The following is a 23,184-nucleotide window of genomic DNA, read 5'->3' as shown; positions in this document are numbered from 1 at the left end:
GCTACGCTCGCACCTCAGGATGACGGGGGTGATTGTCGTGCGCTCAGGATCACTGCGGTGGCTGTCGCGCGCTGACCAAACGCACAGCAACGTCATCCTGAGGTGCTCGCCGGCTTCGGCGAGCCTCGAAGGATGCGGCCGCAGGCACCTGTCGCTCATCCTTCGAGGCTCGCTGCGCTCGCACCTCAGGATGACGGGGGTGATTGTCGCGCGCTCAGGATGACGGCCGCAGATGCTTCGCTTTCCTCGCAATGACGAGCGCTACACCGCCGCCGCAAACGTTTCCGCCCGCGCCATCGCCCAGGCGTGTTTGAAGCGGGGGTCGTCGGTGCCGTCGAGCAGTTCGCCCGGCCGCAGCGTCGGGTAGAGCTGCGCCAGCGACACCACCTCGGACGACGAGCTCCGCTGCGAGAAATGAATCGGGCGAATGTCCTGCGGATGATCGAGCCCGGCCGCCGCGATCAGTTCGGCCAGCGCATGCAGCGTGGCGCGGTGATAATTATAAACGCGCTCGATCTTGTCGGGCACCACCAGCGCGCGATAGCGCGACGGTTCCTGCGTGGTCACGCCGGTCGGGCAGCGGTCGGTGTGGCAACTCAGCGACTGGATGCAGCCGAGCGCGAACATGAAGCCGCGCCCCGAATTGCACCAGTCGGCGCCGAGCGCCATCGCCCGCGCCATGTCGAACGCGGTCGCGATCTTGCCGGCGGCGCCGATCCGGATGCGGTCGCGCAGGCCGACGCCGATCAGCGCGTTGTGCACGAAGCTGACGCCGTCGCGCATCGGCATGCCGAGATGGTCCATGAACTCCAGCGGCGCGGCGCCGGTGCCGCCCTCCTTGCCGTCGACGACGATGAAGTCCGGGGTGATCCCGGTCGCCAGCATCGCCTTGCAGATCGCCAGGAACTCCCACGGATGGCCGATGCACAGCTTGAAGCCGGCCGGCTTGCCGCCCGACAGCCGACGCATTTCGGCGACGAAGCGCAGCATCTCGATCGGGGTCGAAAACGCCTTGTGATAGGGCGGCGAGATGCAATCCTCGTCCATCGCCACGCCGCGGATGCGCGAAATCTCCTCGGAGACCTTGGCGGCCGGCAGCACGCCGCCATGGCCCGGCTTGGCGCCCTGGCTGATCTTCAATTCCACCATCTTGATCTGGTCGTCGGTGGCGAGGCGGGCGAAGGCCTCCGGATCGAACTGGCCGTCGCGGGTGCGGCAGCCGAAATAGCCGGAGCCGATCTCCCAGATCAGGTCGCCGCCGTTCTCGCGGTGATACGGGCTGACGCCGCCCTCGCCGGTGTCGTGGGCGAAGCCGCCCTTCTTGGCGCCGGCATTCAGCGCCCGGATCGCATTGGGGCTGAGCGCGCCGAAACTCATCGCCGAGATGTTGAACACCGAGGCCGAATACGGCCTGGCGCAATCCGGCCCGCCGATGGTGATCCGGAAACGCTCCTCGGCATGCGGCCGCGGCGCCACCGAATGATGCATCCACTCGTAGCCCTGCTCGTAGACGTCCTTCTGGGTGCCGAACGGACGCTTGTCGAGCACCATCTTGGCGCGCTGATAGATCAGCGCCCTCGTGTCGCGGCTGAACGGCTTGCCGTCCTTCTCGCTCTCGAAGAAATACTGCCGCATCTCCGGACGGATTTCCTCGAGCAGAAACCGCAGATGCGCCGAGATCGGATAGTTGCGCAGCACCGCGTGATTCTTCTGGAACAGGTCGCGCACGCCGAGCAGCGTCAGCGCGCCGAACACCAGCGCCAGCGTCAGCAGGACGCCGAACAGCTTGGTGTCGTAATCGACGATCGCGATCGCGGCGAACAAGGCGGCGAGCACCGCGCAGATGGTCAGCGCGATGTAGCGCGGCGAGAAAGGAAGCAGGATCGTTTCCATGAAATCCCCGCGAGCCGGACGCTGCGCCGACTCCTTGTTGTCGCCCTCGTGGCGGCCCCGGTGGCGCCGCGGGCGCGGCGCACCGGACGCGGTGGTATAGCACGGCGATCGCGGCACGATAACGGCCACGGCGCGGCTGGATCACACCTCGGTGATCCGCTAGGTTGCGGCGCAGAGTCGTTCGGAGACCGCCGCGCGACGGGCGGGGCCGTCATGCCACAGTTGCAGGATTTTCGACGCGGCCGGCCGGGCTTCTATCCCGATCAGGCGATCTATGCCGAATACGCCTGCACCCGGCTCGGACTCGTCTTCCGCGAGCTCGACGGCGGCACCGGCCTGCTGTTCAGCGTCGCATCGGCGGCGAAAGAGATTTGCTTCGGCGGCGGGCGCTGCTCGTATTATCCGCAGAACGACGCCACCGCGTCGTCGCTGGCGACCGACAAATATCTCGCCAATGCGCTGCTGCAACGCGCCGGCGTGGCGACGCTCGGCGGGCGCGCTTTCTTCCTGCACGACCGGCACCGCGCGCTGCGGCCGCCCGGCCACGAACGCAGCGACGCGCAGGACTATCTCGCGGCGCTCGGCGGCCGCGCCTTCGCCAAGCCGCTGACCGGATCGCGGGGCGACTTCGCGCGGGTGGTCGACGGCGTCGCGGCATTCGCCGCGTATCTCGACGAGGTGGCGCGCTACTACGACTCGGTGCTGATCCAGCCGGTCGCCACCGGCCACGAGTATCGCGTGTTCGTGATCGACGGCGAGGTGCTGTACAGCGCGCGCAAGCGACCGCCTTACGTGATCGGCGACGGCCTTCGCACGCTGCGCGATCTGCTGCGCGACCACGATCGCGCGCTGCGCGACATCGGCCTGTCGGACACCGCCACCATCGGCGCGGCGTTCGACAAGGTGCCGGCGGCCGGCGAGCTGCGCGCGATCGAGGGCCGGATGAATCTCAGCGCCGGCGGCGCGATGACGATGGCCGACGCCGGTGCCGCGGCGATCACGGCGGCCACAGCGGCGGTCCGCGCGCTCGGGCTGCGGCTCGGCGCGGTCGACCTGTTCGTCGACCCGGACCATCGCGACGACGTCCGGGTGATCGAGGTGAATTCCAACCCGGCGATCCGCTTTCTCGAAACATGCGGCCGTGACGATCTGATCCTGTCGATCTGGCGGCACAGCGTCACGGCGACGGGATTGTTGTAGATGTTCGACCTGCCGAAATACGGCGACGGAATCTGCCTGGCGCGGCTCGCCGCGGTGCTCGATCGGCTCGGCATCGATCGCGCAAGGCTGTCGCGCATCGCGATCGCGGTCTGCGGCTCCAACGGCAAGGGCTCGACCGCGGCGTTCGCGGCGAGCATCGGCAAGGCGTATGGGCTGCGCACCGGGCTGTTCACCTCGCCGCATCTCCTTCGCTTCAACGAGCGCTTCCGGATCGACGGCGTGCCGATCCCGCACGAGGCGCTGACGCCGCTGCTGACACGCGTGACGGCGGTAGTCGCCGATGTTTCAGCGCAGCGCGGCGAACAATTCGGCGCGTTCGAGGCGCAGTTCGCGCTGGCGTGTTTGTACTTCCAGCAGGAGAATTGCGACCTCGTGGTGTGCGAGGCCGGAATCGGCGGTCGCTACGATCCGGTGCGACTGCTCGCCGCGGGCGTGAGCTGCGTCACCTCGGTCGATCTCGAACACACCGCGCTGCTGGGCCATTCGCTGGAGCTGATCGCCGCCGACAAGAGCGACGCATGCGCCGCGGGCGGCACCATCGTCTATGGCGAGAACTGCCGGCCGTTGCGGGATCAGCTCGCCGAATACAATCGCAGCCGGCGTGTCGATGCGCTCTTTGTCCGCGACGAGATCGGCATCGAAGCCGAGACCATCGTGGATGCGCGGCAGCGCTTCGATCTGCGGATCGGCCGGGCCGGCTACGCCGCGCTGGAAACGTCGCTGCTCGGCGCGTTCCAGCTCAACAACGCCGCGATCGCCGCGACGCTGTTCGCGCTGTGGCTGGAGCGGAGCGCGGGCGCCCAAAATCCCGCGCGCGTCGAGGCCGCGATCCGCGACGGCCTGCGCGAGACGCGCTGGCCGGGGCGGCTGGAGACGATCAATACGGCGCCGCTGACGGTGATCGATGTCGGCCACACCCCGGACGGCATCCGCCAGGCGCTGGCGGGGCTTCACGCCGCGCATGGCGACAGCGGCTGGATCCTGGTGCTCGGCGTGTCGCGCGACAAGGCGGCCGGCGAGATCGTCGACGCGCTGGCGCCGGCGTTCGACGCCATCGTCTGCAGCGCCGCGCATCACAAGGGCGCCCCGGCCGAACTGATCGCGGAGGCCGCACGCGCGGCCAATCCGCACGCCGAGATTCACACCGCGCCGGCGGTCGCCGATGCGGTGCGCGACGCGCGTGCGCTGGCCGCGCGGCGCGACGCGCGGATCTATGTCGCCGGCGGGCTGTTCCTCGCGATCGAATTCGCGACGGTGCTGCGCGGCGGCCGCGCCGAGGATCTGCGGTTCTTCTGACGCATGATTTGAACATTGCGCATCGCGGCGGCGCCGATTAGCGTCCGCCGCCGACGCGACAACAACACTGCACTCAGGGAGAGCCACATGACCGCCGTCAACCGCCAGGTGCTGCTGATCGAGAAGCCGAAGGAGAAACTCGGCCTTGAGCATTTCCGCATGGCGGAAGCGGCGATGCCGGAGCCGAAGGACGGCGAGGCGCTGGTCCGCGTGCGCTACATTTCGCTCGACGCCGCCAACCGCGCCTGGATGCAGGGCGCGACCTATCGGGCCGCGGTCGAGACCGACAGCGTGATGCCCGGCGGCGGCATCGCCGAGGTTGTCAGTTCGAAAGCGCCGGGATTGTCGCCCGGCGACATCGTGTTCGCCGACACCGGCTGGCAGGACTACGCGGCGCTGCCGGCCAAGCATCTCACCAAGCTGCCGAAGGTCGAGCCGCTGACGCATCTCCTCAGCGTCTACGGCATCGCCGGCTTGACCGCTTATTTCGGCCTGCTCGATATCGGCCAGCCGCGCGCCGGCGAGACCGTCGTGGTGTCGGCCGCGGCAGGCTCGGTCGGCTCGATCGTCGGGCAGATTGCGAAACTCAAGGGCTGCCGTGTCGTCGGCATCGCCGGCGGCAAACAGAAGTGCGACTGGCTGGTCAACGAGCTCGGCTTCGACGCCGCGGTCGACTACAAGGACGGCGCGCTGTTCAAGGCGCTGCGCGCCGCGGCGCCGAACGGCATCGACGTGTATTTCGACAATGTCGGCGGCGACATTCTCGAAGCCTGTCTGGCGCAGATGAATCTCAAGGGCCGCATCGCCTGCTGCGGCGCGGTCTCGCAATACGACCGCACGCCGTCCGCCACCGGCCCGCGCGGCATCCCCGGCCTGATCGTGGTGAAGCGCCTGATCATGCAGGGCTTCATCGTGATGGACTACATGGACCAACGCGACGAGGCGGTCGCCAAGCTGCAAGGCTGGGTCGAGAGCGGCAAGCTCAAGGTGCAGGAAGACGTCATCGACGGCCTGGAGAACACGCCGGCCGCGCTGATCGGCCTGCTGGCGGGCGAGAACCGCGGCAAGCGGATGGTGCGGGTGTGACCGAGGCGCATACCACAGCCGAGGTCCATACTGGAGTGAGACTCATACGGAACTAACAAGACGTCATGGCCGGGCTCGTCCCGGCCATCCACGTTTCTGCCCTTCCGCCAGCGCCGCAAGGCGTGGATGCCCGGGACGAGTCCGCGCATGACGATTCAGTGCATCAGAGTTTGGTCTTCGCTGAAACGAGACGCGCGCAGGGCGCGTTGGCGATCCCGGGATGACTCGAACATCCGACCTACGGTTTAGGAAACCGCCGCTCTATCCGGCTGAGCTACGGGACCGGCCGGCCGCGGCGTGCCGCGGGCGTCGGGAATCCACATAGCAGAGGGGCCGGCGGATCGCCACCCCCGGAATGAGCGATCCGGCGCAGCGCCGGGGCTCGTGCGGGGGCGCAGCAAAACCAATCCGAAAACGCTCACAGAATGCAGAGCGCTCCCCGTTCAACCAGCGGTCATCGCCCGGCTCGACCGGGCGACCCAGTATCGCAGGGCGCTCGCGATCATGACATCGGCGCTCCGGGATACTGGGCCCTCCGCTTTCGCGGAGGGTGACGGTTTGGAGCGGGGCGTGCGCCGCGGCTTCTCATCAACTCCGCACCGCTCTGTCGCGACTTGGAAGATTTCGTCCCCTGCCGTCGCGGCGTCGTCACAATCGATTAGTCCGCGGCAAATCGCCCTCGCCTTGTTCTCGCCGTGGCCGGCTCCTATCTGGTTCCGGGCGGTGAACGAAACGTCCGATCCGGCGTTGCCGTCGGCTCGAACCATGACGGTTCAAAGGGAGGCCACGATGGGTTTGATGGATATCCTCAATGGGATGCAGAACGGCCCGCGCGGCCCCGCCGACCCCAACGACAAGAGCGGCGGGATGTCCAAGGTCACCATGGCGATCCTCGCGCTGCTGGCCTACAAGGCCTACAAGCATGTGACGGCGCCGGATGACCAGGCCCCGGCCGGCCAGGCGCGCCCGACCTCGGTGCCGTCGTCCCGCCCGCCCTTGCCGCGCGACACCATCAATGCCGGAATGCCCGGCGGCGGATTTGGCGGCGGCGGGCTCGGCGATCTGCTCAAGGGCGGACTCGGCGGTTTGCTCGCGGGCGGCGCGGCCGGCAGCATCCTGTCCGGCGGGCTCGGCGATCTGCTCAAGCAATTCCAGACCAGCGGCCTCGGCGACGCCGCCGAATCGTGGGTCGGGCGCGGTGAGAACAAGTCGATCGGCCCGAACGATCTCGCCAATGCGCTCGGCGCCGATCAGCTCGACATGCTCACCCAGCAAACCGGAATGTCGCGCGACGAGCTGCTCGACGGCCTCAGCCAGCAATTGCCGCAGTTCGTCGATCAGCTGACGCCGGACGGCCGGCTGCCGACCGAGGACGAAGCCTCGCGCTGGGTCTGATCAGCCGCGACGAACCTATCGACGCAAGCGTTTCGGAAAGGACGGTTGCCCATGACTGGAATTCTCTGGATCATTCTGGTCGGCTTCGTCGCCGGCATCATCGCGCGGTTCCTGTCGCCCGGGCCGAACAATCCGCAGGGCTTCCTGCTGACCACGGTGCTGGGCATCGCCGGCGCGTTTCTGGCCACCGCGATCGGTCAGATGATCGGGCATTACGGGCCCAACCAGGGCGCCGGCTTCATCACCGCGACGATCGGCGCGGTGCTGGTGCTGTTCATCTGGAACAGGCTGGTGGCGCGGCGGGTGATTTCCGATCCGGGCAATCGCCGCTTCCTCGATCGCTGACAAGCAAACGGCCCGGCTCATCACCGGGCCGTTTGTTTTTGCACGGCCGATCGATCAGCCGAGATGCATCCCGGCGTCCATCCTCACCATCTCGCCGGTCATGCTGTTGGATTTCGGCGTCGCCAGAAAACACACCAGCTCGGCGATGTCCTCGGGGCTGGACGCGATCTTCAGCGGCACCTTCGCCACCACCATGTCGCGGACCTGCTTGGCCTCCTCGGCGCCGCGGCCCTTGGTGAACCACGGCGTGTCGATATAGCCCGGGCAGATCGCATTGACGCGGATCGCAGGCGCCAGCGCGCGCGACAGCGACAGCGTCATGGTGTTGAGCGCGCCCTTGCTGGCCGCATAGGCGATCGACGAGCCGACGCCGCTGATGCCGGCGACCGACGACACGTTGACCACCGCCGACGCCCGGCCCGCCGCCTTGGCGCCGGCCGACAGCAGCGACCGCGCGGCGCGGACCATCTGATACGGGCCGATGGTGTTGACCGCGTAGAGCCGCTGGAAATCCTCCGCCGACAATTGATCGAGCAGATGATGCGCGACGTGCTTGGTGATGCCGGCATTGTTGATCAGCGCGTCGAGCCCGCCCCACTTCGCGGCGGCGTCGACGATGCGCTTGCAGTCGTCGTCCTTCGACACGTCGCCCTGCACCACCACGACCTCGGCGGCGCCGAGCTTGCGGCATTCCTCCGCGGTCGTCTCGGCGTCGGCCTGGCTGGACGAATAGTTGATCACGAGCCGGGCGCCGTCGCGCGCCAGAATCTTCGCCGTCGCGGCGCCGAGGCCGGAGGCCGAGCCTGTCACGATCACATTCAATCCGTTCGTCGCCATCTTCGCTCCCTGGGTTCGGCTTGCGCGCCGCGTTGCGGGCAGCACCATATCGGCTGCGACGGGTTGGGCAAGCAGCCTCAGCCCGCATCGCGGAATAACTCCATGTTGCCGCCGCAGACGGCTCCGCGGCGGCGACGCTTGTCATCGCGGGCGCTTTTCCGCATCATGCCGCGCAACAACAAGCTGCACCCCGACCCGGCTTTCCTCGCCGGTTGCGTGTGAGTGTGCACAAGCGGGGAACGCCGTGACGGAGACGCCCGACACTATCGTCGTCGAGACCGCGGAGAAGATCTTCGCCGATCTCGCCGACGCGCAGAGCATCAATTCCGACAAGACCGGAAGCTGGAAAGCGCCGCTGTGGCAGGCGCTGAGCGATTCCGGATTGCCGCTGGCGTGGGTGCCGGAGGATTGCAACGGCTCCGGCGCCAGCCTCGCCGAAGGCTTCGCGGTGCTGAACGCCGCCGGCCGCGCCGGGCTCGCGGTGCCGCTGGCCGAAACGATGCTCGCCGGCTGGCTGCTGGCGCAGGGCAAGATCGCCTCGCCGGAGGGTGCGATGACGGTCGCGCCGGTGCATCCCAAGGATCGCATTGCGCTCGCCGCCGACGGCACGCTGTCGGGCCGCGCGCGCGGCGTACCGTTCGCGCAGGATGCGCGGCATATCGCGGTGCTGGCGCACAGCAACGACATCGCCGTCATCGCGCTGGTCGAGGCGGCCGCATGCCGGATCGATCATGGCCTCGGAGTCGGCGGCGATCCGTCGGACGCGGTGACGTTCGACGGGGTGACGCCGCTGACCTTCGCGGTGGCGCCGCAAGGCTTCGACCAGACCGCGCTGCTGCTGATCGGCTGCGTGGTGCGCAGCCTGCAGATCGCCGGCGCGCTGGAGGCGCTGCTGGAGATCAGCGTGGCCTATGCCAACCAGCGCGTCGCCTTCGAAAAGCCGATCGCGAAATTCCAGGCGGTGCAGCACAACCTCGCCCGGCTCGCCGGCGAAACCTCGGCGGCGCTGGCGGCGGCGACCTCCGCGGCGGATGCGATCAGCAACGCCACCACGTTCGACGACGCCGTGATGCTGGAAGCGGCGGCGGCGAAGATCCGCTGCGCCGAAGCGGCCGAGAAGGGCGCGGCGATCGCCCATCAGGTGTTCGGCGCGATCGGCTTCACCAGCGAGCACATCCTGCATCGCTACTCGCTGCGCGCGCTCGGCTGGCGCGACGATTTCGGCAACGAAAGCCATTGGGCGGTCGCGCTCGGCCGCATGGTGGCGGCGCGCGGCGCCGACGATCTGTGGCCGCTGGTCGCCTCGCGCTGATCGCCCCGAAACCCGACGAGACACATCATGACCGCCGCCCTCCGTTTCGATCCGATCCGCCTGCCGCCCGTCTGCGAGGAGCTGCGCCGCGAAGTGCGCGCGTTCCTCGCCGAGGAAATCGCCGCCGGCACCTTCGATCCGCACAAGCCGCAGCGTGAAGACTCCGACGCGCCGGAATTCTCCCGCCGCGTCGGCGCGCGCGGCTGGCTCGGCATGACCTGGCCCAAGCAATATGGCGGGCACGAACGCACGTTTCTCGAGCGCTACGTCGTCACCGAGGAGATGCGCGTTGCGAATGCGCCGACCCGGCGGTTCTTCGTCGCCGACCGCCAGAGCGGCCCTGTGCTGTTGAAATACGCGCCCGAGCACATCAAGATGGACATCCTGCCGCGGATCTGCCGCGGCGAATTGTGCTTCGCGATCGGCATGAGCGAGCCGAATTCCGGCTCCGACCTGTTCGCCGCCAAGACCAAGGCGACCAGGACCGACGGCGGCTATCTGATCAACGGCGCCAAGATCTGGACCACCTCGGCCCACATGGCCGACTACATGATCGCGATCTTCCGCACCTCGCCGCCCACCAAGGAGAACCGCCGCCACGGCCTGACGCAGTTTCTGGTCGACATGAAATCGCCCGGCATCAAGGTCAATCCGATCGGGCAGATCACCGGCCAGCACGAATTCAACGAGGTGGTGTTCACCGACGCCTTCGTGCCGGACGATCATCTGCTCGGCGAGATCGACGGCGCGTGGAAACAGGCGACCTCCGAACTCGCTTACGAGCGCTCCGGGCCGGAACGGTTTCTCGAAACCTCCTACGTGCTGATCGAACTGGTGCGCGCGCTCGGCCCCGATCCGGACACGCGCGGCGCCGAGGGGATCGGCCGGCTGGTGGCGCAGCTCCACACCATGCGGCGGATGTCGGTGTCGGTCGCCGGCATGCTGCAGGCCGGCAAGGAGCCGGTGGTGGAAGCCTCGATCGTCAAGGACATCGGCACGCTGTGGGAGCAGCAACTGCCGCACCGCGTGCGCGAACTCGCGGCGTTCGTCGACGCGGACGATTCCAACCACGCCACGCTCGACGAACTCACCGCCTTCGCCACCAAACTGGCGCCCAAACTCACGATTCAGGGTGGCACCACCGAGGTGCTGCGCGGCATCATCGCGCGCGGACTCGGCCTGCGCTGAGCCGCGCGCCCAAAGATCAAGGAACACGTCATGACCACCAAGGATATTGCCGTCGAAGTCACCGGCCACGTCGCGCTGATCGAGATCCGGCGGCCGCCGCTGAACTTTTTCGACATCGCGCTGATCCAGCAGATCGCCGATGCGCTCGACGCCATCGACGCCGATCCGGAGATCCGCGCCACCGTGCTGGCGGCGCAGGGCAAGGCGTTCTGCGCCGGCGCCAATTTCGGCGATCCGGCGCGGCAGGAGGCCGATCCGCAGGCCGCCAAGGGCGACCCCGCCGACAGCCTCGGCCAGATCGGCCATCTGTACATCGAGGCGGTCAGGATTTTTCGGGCCAAGAAGCCGATCGTCGCGGCCATCCACGGCGCCGCGATCGGCGGCGGGCTCGGGCTCGCGGTGTCGGCGGATTTCCGCGTCACCTGCCCGGAGGCGCGGTTCTCGGCGAATTTCACCAAGCTCGGCTTCCATCCCGGCTTCGGCCTGACGGTGACGCTGCCCGAACTGATCGGGCGCAACAATGCCGAGCTGATGTTCTACACCTCGCGCCGCGTCACCGGCGAGGACGCGGTGAAGATGGGGCTGGCCAACGAGCTGGTGCCGCTGAACGAGGTGCGTAGCGCGGCGCTGAAGCTCGCCCGCGAAATCGCCGAATGCGCGCCGCTGGGCCTGTTGTCGACCCGCGCGACGATGCGCGCCACGCTGGCCGACCGGGTGATGGAAGCCACCAGGCACGAACTCGCCGAACAGACGCGGCTGCGCTCCACCGAAGACTTCAAGGAAGGCGTGAAAGCCACCGAAGAACGCCGCATCGCGCATTTCAAGGGGCGGTAGTTACTTCACAGTCCCCAGTCTTGTCATTCCGGGGCGCGCACAGCGCGAACCCGGAATCCATACCCCCGGCCTCGCGGTGAAATGCGTGCGCCGACGCTCTGTGCCTAAGTAACAGACCACAAAGGGTTATGGATTCCGGGTTCGCTCCGCTTCGCGGAGCGCCCCGGAATGACTCGCGGTTAGGTGGTCAGCTTGAAGTTAACGCCGGCAAGGTTGAAGCCGTCGGCAGTGCAAGTTACACCCTGCGCTTTTGCGGCCTCGCGCACCTTGTCCACGTCTGTGACTTTGAACGTCAGCGCCATCATCGCTTCGCTGCCGCCCTGGACGAAGCGAAGCGTCGCGTTCGGCAGCTGCAGCTCCGATACGCCGTCCGCACCCTTGCGCACCGGCAGCTCCAGAATCCGCCCCCAATGCGCGGCGAGGTCCGCCGGGTCGGGGCTTTGCATCTCGACCGCGGTTAGCGCCTGCGTCGTGTCTGTCCTAATCGCCTTGTCCCAGTCCGGGCCGGCGGGCGGGTACGGGCCGCGAATGTTGTCGCTGCCCTCGGTGTGATTCAGTTCGATGAAGGCAGCGCGGCAGTCGCGCGGGTGCAGTTGCACGCCGTGATAGGGCGCATGATCGATCACGTTCGCGGTGCGGACGCCGAGCGACGCGGCGTGACGGCCGCGCGCATCCGGATCGTCGCAGCAGAAGATCGCCATGTAGCCGCCGCGGCCCCCGGTCTTTTCGAGAAAGCGCCCGGCTGCAGTGCCGGGCTGGATCGGTGCGACGATTTCCAAGAGCGTGGTGTCGACCGGGATCAGCAAGTTCTCCAGGCCGTATTTGCCGACATGCGGATCGCGATAGCAGACGGTCAGCCCCATCATCGCCGCGAGCTGCGACGCCGCGGGTTCGATGGCGTCGGCGACGAGGCAGATCTGGCGCAGCCTGAGAAACGGCGTCATCGTCATCGCCCCTGAAACACGGCCGCGCGCTTCTCCACAAAGGCCGCGGCGGCTTCCTTGTGGTCGGCGGTCTCGGCGCAGCGCGAATGATGCAGCGCCTCGGCGTCGAAGCAGGCTTCGAGCGAGAGAGTCTCGGCGTTGGTGATGTTGGTCTTGATGTAGCCGAGCGTCACGCTCGGCCCCTGCGCCAGCGACAGCGCCAGATCCCGCGTGGCGCTCTCGACCTCGGCGTCCGGCACGACGCGGCTGACGATGCCGAGCGCCAGCGCCTCGGGCGCGGTCAACACCGGGGAGGTCAGATACAGGTCGCGCGCCCTGGCGGCGCCGATCAGATGCGTGAGGAAATAGGTGCCGCCGAAATCGCCCGACAGGCCGACCTTGGCGAAGGCGGTGGTGATCTTGGCGGAGGCGCCCGCGACGCGCAGGTCGCAGGCCAGCGCCATCGACAGCCCGGCGCCGGCCGCCGCGCCGTCGATCTGCGCCACCACGGGCTTCGGCATCTGATGCAGGAGCCGCGAGACCTCCATGCCGCGGCGCAGATTGGCGACCTTCTGCTCCAGCGGCGGCGGATCGCCGGCCGCCGCCATCGACTTGACGTCGCCGCCGACGCAGAACGTGCCGCCGCCGCCCTTCAGCAGCACCGCGCGGACCTGCGGATCGTCCTTGGCCCGATGCGCCGCCTCGACCAGCCCGCGGATCATGTCCTGATTGAGCGCATTGCGCCGGTCGGGCCGGTTCATGGTGATGGTGAGCAGGCCGCGGTCGAGCTGCTGCAGGACGATGTCGGTCATGGGGTGATTCCTTGTTGTTGGGCGGTTGCCGGCCGGACTCCTCATCGTGTGAGGAGGCGCGCAGCGCCGTTTCGAACTTCAACTGTTTCCGTCATTGCGAGCGAAGCGAAGCAATCCAGAGCTCACTGCACCGAACTGGATTGCTTCGTCGCGGAGCCTGTGCTCGGACGGCGTGGAGCGCCGATCCGGGTGCTCCTCGCAATGACGGAGGCTGATGTTGGTTTAATTCTTCACCAGCGGGCAGCGCGATGCCGACAGCGGCTGGAATGCCTGATCGCCGGGGACGGTGGCGAGCAGCTTGTAGTAATCCCAGCGGCCTTTGGATTCCGACGGCTTCTTGACCTCGAACAGATACATGTCGTGGACCATGCGGCCGTCCTCGCGGATCTTACCGTTCCTGGCAAAGAAATCGTTGATCGGAGCTTCCTTCATCTTCTTCATCACCGCCGCGGCGTCGGTGGTGCCGGCGGCTTTCACCGCCTGCAGATAGTGCATCGTCTCGGAATACAGGCCCGCCTGCGCCGAGGTCGGCACCCGCTTGGTGCGTTCCATGAAGCGCTTGGAGAACGCGCGGGTCTCGTCGTTCATGTCCCAATAGAACGCGCCGGCGATCAGCAGGCCCTGGGCGGTCTCGAGCCCGATGCTGTCGATGTCGGTGATGAAGGCGAGCAGCGGCAGGATCTTCTGGCCACCCTTGCGGGTGATGCCGAATTCCGCCGCCTGTTTGATCGCGTTGATGGTGTCGCCGCCGGCATTGGCGAGCCCGATCACCTTGGCGTTCGAGCTTTGCGCCTGCAGCAGGAAGGACGAGAAGTCCGAGGTGTTGATCGGATGCTTGACGCTGCCCAGCACCTTGCCGCCGGAGGCCTTGACGACGTTGGTGGTGTCGCGCTCGAGATCCTGCCCGAAGGCGTAGTCCGCCGACAGGAAGAACCAGGTGTCGAGACCCTGCTTCACCGAGGCGAGACCGGCGACGTTGGCCTGCGCGAAGGTGTCGTAGGAATAGTGGATGGTGTAGGGACCGCACGCCTCGTTGGACAGGCGCACCGAGCCCGGCCCCGAATACATGATGATCTTGTTGCGCGCCTTGGCGATCTCGCCGGCGGCGAGCGCGGTGGCGGAGGCGGCGACGTCGATGATCGCCTCGACGCCCTGATTGTCGATCATGTCGCGCGCAATGCTGGCGGCGAGGTCGGCCTTGTTGAGATGATCGGCGGCGATGATCTCGATCTTGCGGCCGAGCACGGTGCCGCCGAAATCTTCCGCCGCCATCTTCGCCGCGGTCTCGCTGCCGGTGCCGGTGATGTCGGCGTAGAGGCCGGACATGTCGAGGATCGCGCCGAGCTTCAGCGGCGGCTGCGATTGCGCCTGCGCGGCCGAGATCGCGGCGATCGACAGACAAGCGAGTAGTGTGGTGCGGATGGGTCTCACGTGGTCCTCCCTGACCGGCGCCGGCTTCGTCGCGGCGCTTCTGGTCGTGGTGCGATCATGCCGCATCGACCGCGCAGCGGCAAGCGCGCGCGATTTCCGCTCGATGGAATGCACTTGCGTGATCACAACACGCTTAGTAAGCGAAACGCCGCAGGCCGTCGCGAGCGCGGGCATCGATCGCGCCGGAACGGCGCTGATTGCGGGTGCGTGCGATGGCTGCGGCGACGACGACAACGCGCAGGCGCAGACGATGCGTCGCCATGATCCGGTACGTCGCGATCATGGTCGTCGCGCTGCCGAGCATCGGCGGCACGGCACGCGCGGCTTGCGTCGGTCTTCCCGAACAGGGCGACGGCGTCGTCGCCGCGGTCGACGACGGCCGCCATGTTCGCCTGCAGGACGGCCGCGAGATCCGGCTCGCCGGCATCGAGATCGAATCGTCCCGACAGGCCGAGGCGACGGCCGCGCTGGCGTCGCTCGCACGCGCACGTCGCGTCGGGCTGCGCGGCGCGGAGGATGTGCCGGACCGTTACGGCCGGCAGCCGGCTTTCGTGGTCGTGGATGACGACGCGACGTCGCTGCAGGCCCGGCTGCTCGGCGCCGGCGAGGCCATGGTCGGGCTCGGGATCGCGGACAGCGACTGCCGCGCCGAGCTGCTGGCCGCGGAGGCGACGGCGCGAATGGCGCAACGCGGGCTCTGGGCCGATCCGACAGCCCTCAAAAACGCCGGAAATCCAGGCGATATCATGGCCCGGGTCGGGCGATTCACGGTGATCGAAGGCAGGATTCTGTCGGTCCGGGAAACCGGCGGCACGATCTATCTGAACTTCGGCCGGCGCTGGACTCGGGACTTTGCGGTGACTATTTCAAGGCGCATATTGGGGTCTTTCGAGGCCGCGGGCATTTCGCCCAAGTCCTTGGAGAACAAGCGAATCCGGGTCCGAGGCTGGGTCGAGCGGCGCTCCGGCCCCCAGATCCGAATTCGCGAGGTGGGACAGATCGAGATGCCGGGCGCGCGCTAGCGCCCGGAGAGAGCCAGCACGTGATCGCATCCGAGGGACGGCGCAGCATCTGGAGAAGCCGCCGCTGGCTGGCTGTGCCTGTCCTGGCGGGCGCGCTGGCGCTGGCCGGCTGCGGCGATTTTCGCCGCTTCGAGACCGCGTCGATTCCCTCCAGCACGCCGGCGGCAAAGCCGTCGCGTCCGGCGGCGCAATCGCCGGCGGCCGAGCGCGAGCACGAGCGCATCCTCGCCACCTATGGCGGCGCCTATGACGATCCGAGGCTCGAAGCGCTGATCACCGCGACGGTCGATCGGCTGGTGGCGGCGTCCGACCGTCCCGACCTCACCTACAAGGTGACGATCCTGAATTCCGGCGCCGTCAACGCCTTCGCGCTGCCGACCGGGCAGCTCTACGTCACCCGCGGGCTGGTCGCGCTCGCCAGCGACACCTCGGAACTGTCGTCGGTGCTGTCGCACGAGATGGCGCATGTGCTGGCCAAGCACGCCGCGATCCGGGAGGACCAGGCGCGCCAGGCGGCGCTGGTCACCCGCGTCGTCACCGACATGGGCACCGATCCGGAGATGACCGCGCTGGCGCTGGCCAAGACCAAGCTGTCGATGGCGAGCTTCTCGCGGCAGCAGGAGCTCGAGGCCGACGGCATCGGCGTCGGCATCTCGGCGCGCGCCCAGTTCGATCCGTTCGGAGCTTCGCGTTTCCTCACCGCGATGGAGCGCAACGCGGCGCTGAAGGCGGGCCGCGGCGATGCGCGCTCGCAGGACTTCCTGGCGTCGCACCCGGCGACGCCGGAGCGGGTGCGCAACGCGCAGAACAACGCCCGGCAATACGCCTCGCCGGAGCAGACCGCCAAGGGCGAGCGCGACCGTGAGACCTATCTCAACGCCATCGACAACATCGTCTATGGCGAGGACCCGAGCGAGGGCTTCGTCCGCGGCCGCCGCTTCCTGCATCCCAAGCTCGGCTTCACCTTCCAGGTGCCGGAGAGCTTCACGCTCGACAACACCGCGCAGGCGGTGATCGGCATCCGCGAAGGCGGCAGCCAGGCGATGCGGTTCGACGTGGTGCGGGTGCCGGCGGAACAGTCGCTCGGCGACTACCTCAATTCCGGCTGGATGGAGAACGTCGACAAGAGTTCGACCGAAGAACTAAGCATCAACGGCTTTCCGACCGCCTCGGTGGCGGCGCGCGGCGATCAGTGGCAGTTCAAGGTCTATGCGTTGCGGTTCGGCAGCGACGTCTATCGCTTCATCTTCGCGACCCGGCAGAAATCGGCCGAAAGCGACCGCAATTCGCGCGACACCGTGAATTCGTTCCGACGTCTGACGCTCGACGAGATCCAGGCGGCGCGGCCGTTGCGGATCAAGGTGATCACCGTACAGCCGGGCGACACGGTGGAATCGCTGTCGCACCGGATGTCCGGCGTCGACCGCCCGCTCGACCGCTTCCGGGTGCTGAACGGCCTCGACGCCAACGCCACCGTGAAGCCGCGCGATCTGGTCAAGATCGTGGTGGATTAATGCGCTTCATCGACTGAGTGAAGCAATGCGGCCTGCTCGCATGCAGAGTCGTCATCCTGAGGCGCGCGCGTAGCGCGCCTCAGGATGCGGCCCCGAGGCGCCTGCGGCCCATCCTTCGAGGCCCGCCGCGCCGCGCATAGCGCGGCCCGGCGGGCACCTCAGGATGACGGCGGTGATTCCATCAAAACCAGAGCTGCTCTCCGCGCAGGCGGGGACGACAGAGGAGATAGGCACGGCCAAACCGCTCATCGACAGCGGACGTTGGCTGACGTGCGATGGCCCTGGCGCGCGGGACAAGTCGGCGCCGCCGCGGCGAAGTAACGGCGCACGCAAAAGAAAAGGCCCGGCTTGCGCCGGGCCCAAATTGCTTGTCTCTGCGACGACGATGGATGCGGCTCAGGCGGCTTCGTCGGTCACCGCGTCGTCGGTGTCGCCGTCGAGATCACCTTCGGCATCGCCTTCGGCGTCCGCCTCGGCCTTGGCGCCGCGGCGCGGGCTCTTGGCGAGCTGGCCTTCGACTTCCTTGACGGCTTCGGTCTCGGTGACCTGCTGCACCACCGCGATTTCGCGCGACAGCCGGTCGAGCGCCGCTTCATAGAGCTGGCGTTCGCTGTAGGACTGCTCGGGCTGCGAGTCCGAGCGGAACAGGTCGCGGACCACTTCGGCGATCGCGACGATGTCGCCCGAATTGATCTTGGCTTCGTATTCCTGGGCGCGGCGCGACCACATCGTGCGCTTGACGCGGGCGCGGCCCTTGAGCGTCTCCAGCGCCTTCTTCACCAGCGCCGGGTCGGACAGCTTGCGCATCCCGACATTGGCGACCTTGGCGGTCGGCACCCGCAGCGTCATCTTGTCCTTGATGAAGTTGATGACGAACAGTTCGAGCTTGGCGCCCGCGATTTCCTGTTCCTCGATCGCCAGGATCTGGCCGACGCCATGCGCCGGATAGACCACGAACTCGCTGGCCTTGAAGCCCTGACGCTGGGTCACGACCTTCTTGGGCTCCTCGACCTTGGGCGGCGCGGCCGGCTTGACGGCCACCGGCTTGACCTCGGGCTTCGCGGCAGCCTTCGGCGGGGCGGCGCGCGGCGGCGCTACCGGAGCCTTGGCGGCAGCGGGCTTGGCGGTCGACTTGGCCGGAGCCGCCTTGGAAGCGGGCGCCGCGGCGGCAGTTTTCGCAGTCTTGGATGGCATTGCACTTCTTTTGTTTTTCGAGGACTTGAGAGCCGCCGCCTTGGGAGCCGAAGCCCTCGCAGCGGAACCCTTTGCGGTGGTCGTCTTCGCAGTCGCTTTGGCGGCGCTCGCCTTGGCAGCGGCGGCCTTCGAACTCGAGGCCTTGGAAACGGAGGCCTGTGAAACAGAGGCCTTGGTTTTGGACACGGTGGCCTTGGACGCAGCGGTCTTGGACGCAGTGGCTTTGGGAGCCGTGGTCTTGGCAGCAACAGCCTTCGAAGCAGGGGACTTGACGGTCCGGGTGTCCTTGGCAGACATACTGGATCGGTTGGTCGCGCTGCGGCCGGCCGCAGCGCCACGCTTGGCACCCTTGGACGAGACACTCATTTTACGCGTTTTCTGTGACACAGCCTGCGCGTGGAACCGCCACGCCCCTGTTCGTTGTTTTTGACGGGATCCCTTCCCGGCCGCAAAACCGCGTGCCGAGTTTGTAATGTGCCAAATATAGCACATTTCCCGCAAAAATCAATGATTTATGACGAATCCAGCGGGCTCCTCACGGAGCTCCGGTCAATTCATCATCAACAGGGTTAAGCCGGACTGGAAAAACGCGTCCCGGTACGATGATACGACCGACGTTCGCGTCAATCGCCGGTGCCTGGCTCCGGCGAGAAGAACTTCTCGAACTTGCCTTCCACGCCGTCGAACGTCTTGGCGTCGTCCGGCGAGTCTTTCTTCTGGGTCAGGTTGGGCCAGGTCTTGGCGTATTCCGAATTCAGCTCGAGCCACTTCTCGAGCCCCGGCTCGGTGTCCGGCTTGATCGCATCGGCCGGGCATTCCGGTTCGCACACGCCGCAATCGATGCATTCGTCCGGATGGATGACCAGCATGTTGTCGCCCTCGTAGAAGCAATCGACGGGGCAGACTTCAACGCAATCGGTGTATTTGCACTTGATGCAGTTTTCAGTGACGACGTAAGTCATCCGAAGGCTCCGGAACGGTTCTAATTTTGAGTGTTTGCGTACCGCAGGACTTCCACAGCCGCAAGTGAAGATGCCTATTCCCGGGGCACCTCGAGATCGGCATAAAGTCCAGTGACCGACGCGGCATCGCCGCGACGCTCGGCGAATCCAATCACCTTCAGAACCCGCACGCTACGATCCAGCGCAATCGTCACGACGTCGCCGGTCTTGATCCCGTGTCCGGGCGACTTCTCCCGCACGCCGTTGACGCGGACATGGCCGCTTTCGACCAGCGCCGCCGCGGTGCTGCGGGCACGCACGATCCGCGCATGCCAGAGCCATTTGTCGAGTCGCTGACGCTCCACGCCTCACCATCGACTCGGCCGCGCGGACCGCGCAGCCACGCTTACTCCTTGCGGCCGGCGGTGAGCTGTTCCTTCAGCGCCGCGAGCTTGGCGAAGGGCGAGTTCGGATCGATCGGCCGATCGCGTTCGCGGGGTGGCGCACTGGACGCGACCTGGCGGTGCGATGCGCCCTGATCGCGACCGCCCTTGCCGCCGCCTTTGAACTTGTCGCCGAATTTGTTGTCGCGCCCCTTGAAGCGCTCGCGCGGCGGGCGGCCTTCGCCGGCGGTGGCCTGAGGCGGCGCGCCGTCGCCCTCGCGCGGACGGTCGCGGCGGAAATCGCCGCCGCCCTTGCGGTCGCCACGGCGCCCGCCGCCGGGACGGTCGCGCTTCGCCTCGCCGGCGGCCTCGCCTTCCGCCGGGGCGGCGGCCTGACCGCCCTGCTGCGGACGATGGCGCTGACGATTGCGATCGGGACGGGCCCGATGCTCGTCCGAACGCCCTCCAGGACGCCAGACTTCGACCATGTCGGGCTGGGCCGGCGCTGCCACCTCGGACGTCGGTGCCGATGTCGCGTCGACCGTGGTTTCGGTCGGAGCAGCTTCGGGCGCAGGCGCGTCGGATGCGGCCACGTCGGCGACGGGCGCGGTCTCGTCGGACGCGGTCTCCTCGGACGCAACGGCCTCGGCCGCCGGCGCATCCGTGGCGCTCGCTTCGGTGGTCGGTGCCGCGGCGGCTGTCTCGACCGGCGAATCGGTGGCGGGCTCCGCCGGTGCAGCAAGCTCGGGCGTCGCTTCGGCGGCGGCCTCGGCGACCGGTTCCGCCGCGGCCTCGGTGGCCGCCGGCTGGTCGGTGTCGGTGTCGATATCGGCCTCGACCGTCACCGCCGGCTCGAACGCGATCGCGCCGGCCAGAATGGCGTGGTCCTCGGCCGACAGGCCGGTGTCGCTCGCAGCAGCCGGCGCATCGGCCGCGGCTGCAGCCGGCGCGGTTTCCGCCACCTTGGGCTGCGGCGGCGGGGCCGGCCGCTTCTCCATCCGGTAGCCCAGCGCGCGCAGGATCGAGGCGAAGTCTTCGCCGGCCGAGCCGGTCAGCGAGGTCATCGCCTGCGTCACCACGAAGCTGCGGCCGTCGAACGCGCCGGCGGGTTTCTCACCCGAGGTGCCCTCGCGCCAGGCCAGCGCCGGGCGGATCAGATCGGCGAGGCGCTCGAGAATATCGACGCGCACCGCGCGTTCGCCGCACAGCCGATAGCCCAGCACGCGATAGGCGTCGCGATCGAGCGCCTTGTCGGCGGGGAAGGACGTCCGCCCGCTGCTGGCGAGATGCTGCGCGCCGGACAGCGCCGACATATCGACATTGTCGAGCTTCTGAGCCCACAGCAGCGAGGCCAGCGCACGCGCCGCCGGCTTCAGCAGCGACGGGACATAGATGTGATAGGCGCCGAACCGCACGCCGTATTTGCGCAAGGTGGCGCGCGACGGCTGGTCCAGATCCTTCATCTCGGTGGCGATCTTGGCGCGCTCGATCACGCCGAGCGCTTCGATCAGCTGGAAAGCGATGCCGCGGCCGATGCCGGTGATGTCCTCGGCCTTGCCGAGTTCGAACAGCGGCCCGAGGATCTTCTCGATGTGGGTCTTGAGCCAGAGGTCGAGACGGGTCTGCACCGCTTCGCGCGGCGCGCCGGCCAACCGATCGTCGGCGATGATGCGCAGCCGCGGCCGCAGCACGTCGTCGGAGCCGACCAGACGCGCCACCGCGTCGCCGGTCCAGCGCACGGTGCCGTCCGACGTCAGCACGAATTGCTCGTCGGGCGCGTTGGAGAGCTTCTCGGCGCGGGACTCGATCTCGCCGGCCAGAGCCTTCTGCGCAGTCGCCTGCAAGGCCTTCGCGTCGGATCCCGCTTCGGCGGCGTCGGGCGCGAATGTGAAGCCGTCGAGACGACCGATCACATGCCCTTCGACGATCACCTCGCCGGTCTTACCAATTTCCGTATTCAACATCGTGTTTTCCCGCAGGCGGCGCATCAATACACTGGTCCGACGATCTACGAAACGCTCCGTGAGGCGTTCGTGGAGGGCATCTGACAATTTATTTTCGATGTCGCGCGAAATGCCTTGCCAGTGTTCAGGATCGGCCAGCCAGTCGGCCCGGTTGGCGACGAAAGTCCATGTCCGGATCTGCGCGATCCGTGCCGACAACGTGTCGATGCCGCCGTCGATCCGGTTGGCCTGCTCGACCTGCGCGGCGAACCATTCATCCGGAATCCGGCCCTTTCGCATCAAGAACCGGTACAGCGTCGTCACCAGCTCGGCGTGGGCCGCCGGCGCAATCTTGCGATAGTCCGGAACCTGGCAGACGTCCCATAGCCGCTCCACGGCGGCGGCGCCATGCGCCATCTCGCGCACCTCGGCGTCGCGGGCGGCGTGATCGAGCACCCGAACGTCCTCGGCGACCGGCGCGCGCGTCAGCGCATCGTGTCGCGGCGTCTCGGCGAGCGACACCTGCAGCCCGGCCACCGAGGCGAAATCCAGCGTGGAATTCCGCCATTGCAGCGTCTTCACCGTATCAAAGGTGTGGTTCTGCAAGGCGTTGACGAGTTCGGGCTCGAACGGGGCGCAGCGCCCCGTGGTGCCGAAAGTGCCGTCGCGGGTGGCGCGGCCGGCGCGGCCGGCGATCTGGGCGAATTCGGACGGGTTGAGGCGGCGAAACTGATAGCCGTCGAATTTGCGGTCGGAGGCGAACGCGACATGGTCGACGTCGAGATTGAGCCCCATTCCGATCGCGTCGGTGGCGACCAGATAATCGACGTCGCCGGACTGAAACATCGCCACCTGGGCATTGCGGGTGCGCGGCGACAGCGAGCCCAGCACCACCGCGGCGCCACCGTGCTGACGCTTGATCAGCTCGGCGATGGCGTAGACCTCGTCGGCCGAGAACGCCACGATCGCGGTGCGGCGCGGTTGCCGCGTCAGCTTGCGGTCGCCGGCGAATTCGAGCTGCGACAGCCGCGGCCGGGTGACGATGCTGGCGCCGGGCAACAGCCGCTCGATGATCGGCCGCATCGTCGCGGCGCCGAGCAGCAGCGTCTCGTCGCGGCCGCGCCGGCGCAGCAGCCGATCGGTGAAGACATGGCCGCGCTCCAGATCGGCGGCGATCTGCACCTCGTCCACCGCGAGAAACGACACGTCGAGATCCCGCGGCATCGCCTCGACCGTCGACACCCAGAACCGCGCCTTCGGCGGCTTGATCTTTTCCTCGCCGGTGACCAGCGCCACCGCGTCCGGACCGACCCGGTCGACGATCTTGTTGTAGACCTCCCGCGCCAGCAGCCGCAGCGGCAAGCCGATCAGGCCGGACGGATGCGCCACCATCCGCTCGATCGCCAGATGGGTCTTGCCGGTATTGGTGGGGCCGAGCACCGCGGTGACGCCGGCGCCGGGCGCCCGGTCATTGGTAAACGGCGCATTGGTAAACGGCGCAGAGAACGAGTGAGGCATATTGGCTGGATTTCTGCGTCGCCGCGGTCAGGTGTGTGTCACATTGCGACGCCGCGGCGAACGCTGGTTAAGGTCTGGAACGAGTCCGGAACGAAA

General features: G+C 67.6%; 20 protein-coding genes and 1 tRNA gene. 10 read left to right on the top strand and 11 right to left on the bottom strand.

Annotated features, from left to right (window positions below; genetic code table 11):
* Positions 1–261 precede the first annotated feature (261 nt).
* Positions 262–1,893 carry an FMN-binding glutamate synthase family protein gene (locus RPB_RS02880; protein ID WP_011439467.1) on the bottom strand — a complete coding sequence of 544 codons (1,632 nt, stop codon included), beginning with the start codon at positions 1,891–1,893 and terminating at the stop codon, positions 262–264.
* Positions 1,894–2,106: 213 nt separating this feature from the next.
* Between RPB_RS02880 and RPB_RS02875 the strand changes: the two genes are divergently transcribed.
* The 3 genes from RPB_RS02875 (at position 2,107) to RPB_RS02865 (ending at position 5,496) form a co-directional block, all read left to right on the top strand.
* A complete protein-coding gene (locus RPB_RS02875; protein ID WP_011439466.1) occupies positions 2,107–3,093 on the top strand; it encodes a hypothetical protein in 987 nt (328 codons plus the stop codon).
* The gene (locus tag RPB_RS02870) at positions 3,094–4,410 is read left to right on the top strand and encodes a bifunctional folylpolyglutamate synthase/dihydrofolate synthase (protein WP_011439465.1); all 1,317 of its coding nucleotides are present in this window, start codon (positions 3,094–3,096) and stop codon (positions 4,408–4,410) included.
* 87 nt (positions 4,411–4,497) lie between these two features.
* Positions 4,498–5,496 (top strand): NADP-dependent oxidoreductase, encoded by a 999-nt coding sequence (locus RPB_RS02865; protein WP_011439464.1) that lies wholly within the window; start codon positions 4,498–4,500, stop codon positions 5,494–5,496.
* 207 nt (positions 5,497–5,703) lie between these two features.
* Here the strand turns inward: RPB_RS02865 and RPB_RS02860 are convergent.
* A tRNA-Arg gene (locus RPB_RS02860) sits at positions 5,704–5,780 on the bottom strand.
* Positions 5,781–6,285: 505 nt separating this feature from the next.
* Here RPB_RS02860 and RPB_RS02850 point away from each other — a divergent pair.
* Together RPB_RS02850 and RPB_RS02845 are read left to right on the top strand one after the other, a co-directional pair.
* Positions 6,286–6,891 carry a YidB family protein gene (locus RPB_RS02850; protein ID WP_011439463.1) on the top strand — a complete coding sequence of 202 codons (606 nt, stop codon included), beginning with the start codon at positions 6,286–6,288 and terminating at the stop codon, positions 6,889–6,891.
* Positions 6,892–6,942: 51 nt separating this feature from the next.
* Positions 6,943–7,236: a GlsB/YeaQ/YmgE family stress response membrane protein gene (locus tag RPB_RS02845; protein WP_011439462.1), complete on the top strand. Its 294-nt coding sequence runs from the start codon at positions 6,943–6,945 to the stop codon at positions 7,234–7,236.
* Between the two features lie 54 nt (positions 7,237–7,290).
* Here RPB_RS02845 and RPB_RS02840 read toward each other — a convergent pair whose 3' ends face one another.
* On the bottom strand, positions 7,291–8,073 hold the full coding sequence (locus tag RPB_RS02840) for an SDR family NAD(P)-dependent oxidoreductase (protein WP_011439461.1): 783 nt from the start codon (positions 8,071–8,073) through the stop codon (positions 7,291–7,293).
* Positions 8,074–8,317: 244 nt separating this feature from the next.
* Here RPB_RS02840 and RPB_RS02835 point away from each other — a divergent pair, with 244 nt between their 5' ends.
* The 3 genes from RPB_RS02835 to RPB_RS02825 are packed head-to-tail and all read left to right on the top strand — an operon-like array spanning position 8,318 to position 11,407.
* The gene (locus tag RPB_RS02835; RefSeq protein ID WP_011439460.1) at positions 8,318–9,385 is read left to right on the top strand and encodes an acyl-CoA dehydrogenase family protein; all 1,068 of its coding nucleotides are present in this window, start codon (positions 8,318–8,320) and stop codon (positions 9,383–9,385) included.
* Positions 9,386–9,412: 27 nt separating this feature from the next.
* On the top strand, positions 9,413–10,573 hold the full coding sequence (locus RPB_RS02830) for an acyl-CoA dehydrogenase family protein (RefSeq protein ID WP_011439459.1): 1,161 nt from the start codon (positions 9,413–9,415) through the stop codon (positions 10,571–10,573).
* Positions 10,574–10,603: 30 nt separating this feature from the next.
* Complete coding sequence (locus RPB_RS02825) at positions 10,604–11,407, top strand: enoyl-CoA hydratase/isomerase family protein (protein ID WP_011439458.1); 804 nt, start codon at positions 10,604–10,606, stop codon at positions 11,405–11,407.
* A gap of 179 nt (positions 11,408–11,586) precedes the next feature.
* On the opposite strand, the gene RPB_RS02820 is transcribed toward RPB_RS02825, so the two are convergent.
* From RPB_RS02820 to RPB_RS24465, 4 genes are all read right to left on the bottom strand, one after another.
* Positions 11,587–12,351, bottom strand: coding sequence for a VOC family protein (locus tag RPB_RS02820; RefSeq protein ID WP_011439457.1), 765 nt, complete (start codon positions 12,349–12,351; stop codon positions 11,587–11,589).
* A 2-nt stretch (positions 12,352–12,353) separates the two neighbouring features.
* The gene (locus RPB_RS02815; RefSeq protein ID WP_011439456.1) at positions 12,354–13,142 is read right to left on the bottom strand and encodes an enoyl-CoA hydratase; all 789 of its coding nucleotides are present in this window, start codon (positions 13,140–13,142) and stop codon (positions 12,354–12,356) included.
* Between the two features lie 222 nt (positions 13,143–13,364).
* Positions 13,365–14,573 carry an ABC transporter substrate-binding protein gene (locus RPB_RS02810; RefSeq protein WP_011439455.1) on the bottom strand — a complete coding sequence of 403 codons (1,209 nt, stop codon included), beginning with the start codon at positions 14,571–14,573 and terminating at the stop codon, positions 13,365–13,367.
* Positions 14,574–14,706: 133 nt separating this feature from the next.
* Positions 14,707–14,856, bottom strand: coding sequence for a hypothetical protein (locus RPB_RS24465; protein ID WP_157038770.1), 150 nt, complete (start codon positions 14,854–14,856; stop codon positions 14,707–14,709).
* On the opposite strand from RPB_RS24465, the gene RPB_RS02805 reads away from it, so the two are divergent.
* Together RPB_RS02805 and RPB_RS02800 are read left to right on the top strand one after the other, a co-directional pair.
* Positions 14,834–15,595, top strand: a complete 762-nt coding sequence (locus tag RPB_RS02805) for a thermonuclease family protein (protein WP_157038769.1) — start codon at positions 14,834–14,836, stop codon at positions 15,593–15,595. The two genes, RPB_RS24465 and RPB_RS02805, sit on opposite strands and share 23 nt — an antisense overlap.
* A 20-nt stretch (positions 15,596–15,615) precedes the next feature.
* Positions 15,616–17,109, top strand: coding sequence for a M48 family metalloprotease (locus RPB_RS02800; RefSeq protein WP_011439453.1), 1,494 nt, complete (start codon positions 15,616–15,618; stop codon positions 17,107–17,109).
* Positions 17,110–17,505: 396 nt separating this feature from the next.
* On the opposite strand, the gene RPB_RS23920 is transcribed toward RPB_RS02800, so the two are convergent.
* The 4 genes from RPB_RS23920 to RPB_RS02775 all read right to left on the bottom strand — a co-directional run bounded on the left by RPB_RS23920 (position 17,506) and on the right by RPB_RS02775 (position 23,088).
* On the bottom strand, positions 17,506–18,600 hold the full coding sequence (locus RPB_RS23920) for a CarD family transcriptional regulator (protein WP_085978148.1): 1,095 nt from the start codon (positions 18,598–18,600) through the stop codon (positions 17,506–17,508).
* Between the two features lie 326 nt (positions 18,601–18,926).
* Entirely contained in the window at positions 18,927–19,265 is a 339-nt protein-coding gene (fdxA, locus tag RPB_RS02785; RefSeq protein WP_011439451.1) for a ferredoxin FdxA, read from the bottom strand.
* A 74-nt stretch (positions 19,266–19,339) separates the two neighbouring features.
* Complete coding sequence (locus RPB_RS02780; RefSeq protein WP_011439450.1) at positions 19,340–19,609, bottom strand: RNA-binding S4 domain-containing protein; 270 nt, start codon at positions 19,607–19,609, stop codon at positions 19,340–19,342.
* Between the two features lie 41 nt (positions 19,610–19,650).
* Complete coding sequence (locus tag RPB_RS02775; RefSeq protein WP_011439449.1) at positions 19,651–23,088, bottom strand: helicase-related protein; 3,438 nt, start codon at positions 23,086–23,088, stop codon at positions 19,651–19,653.
* Positions 23,089–23,184 lie beyond the last annotated feature (96 nt).

This window comes from Rhodopseudomonas palustris HaA2 (assembly GCF_000013365.1).
GTDB classification, from domain to species: Bacteria; Pseudomonadota; Alphaproteobacteria; order Rhizobiales; family Xanthobacteraceae; genus Rhodopseudomonas; species Rhodopseudomonas palustris_J.
This window is presented reverse-complemented; position numbering and strand designations above follow the sequence as displayed.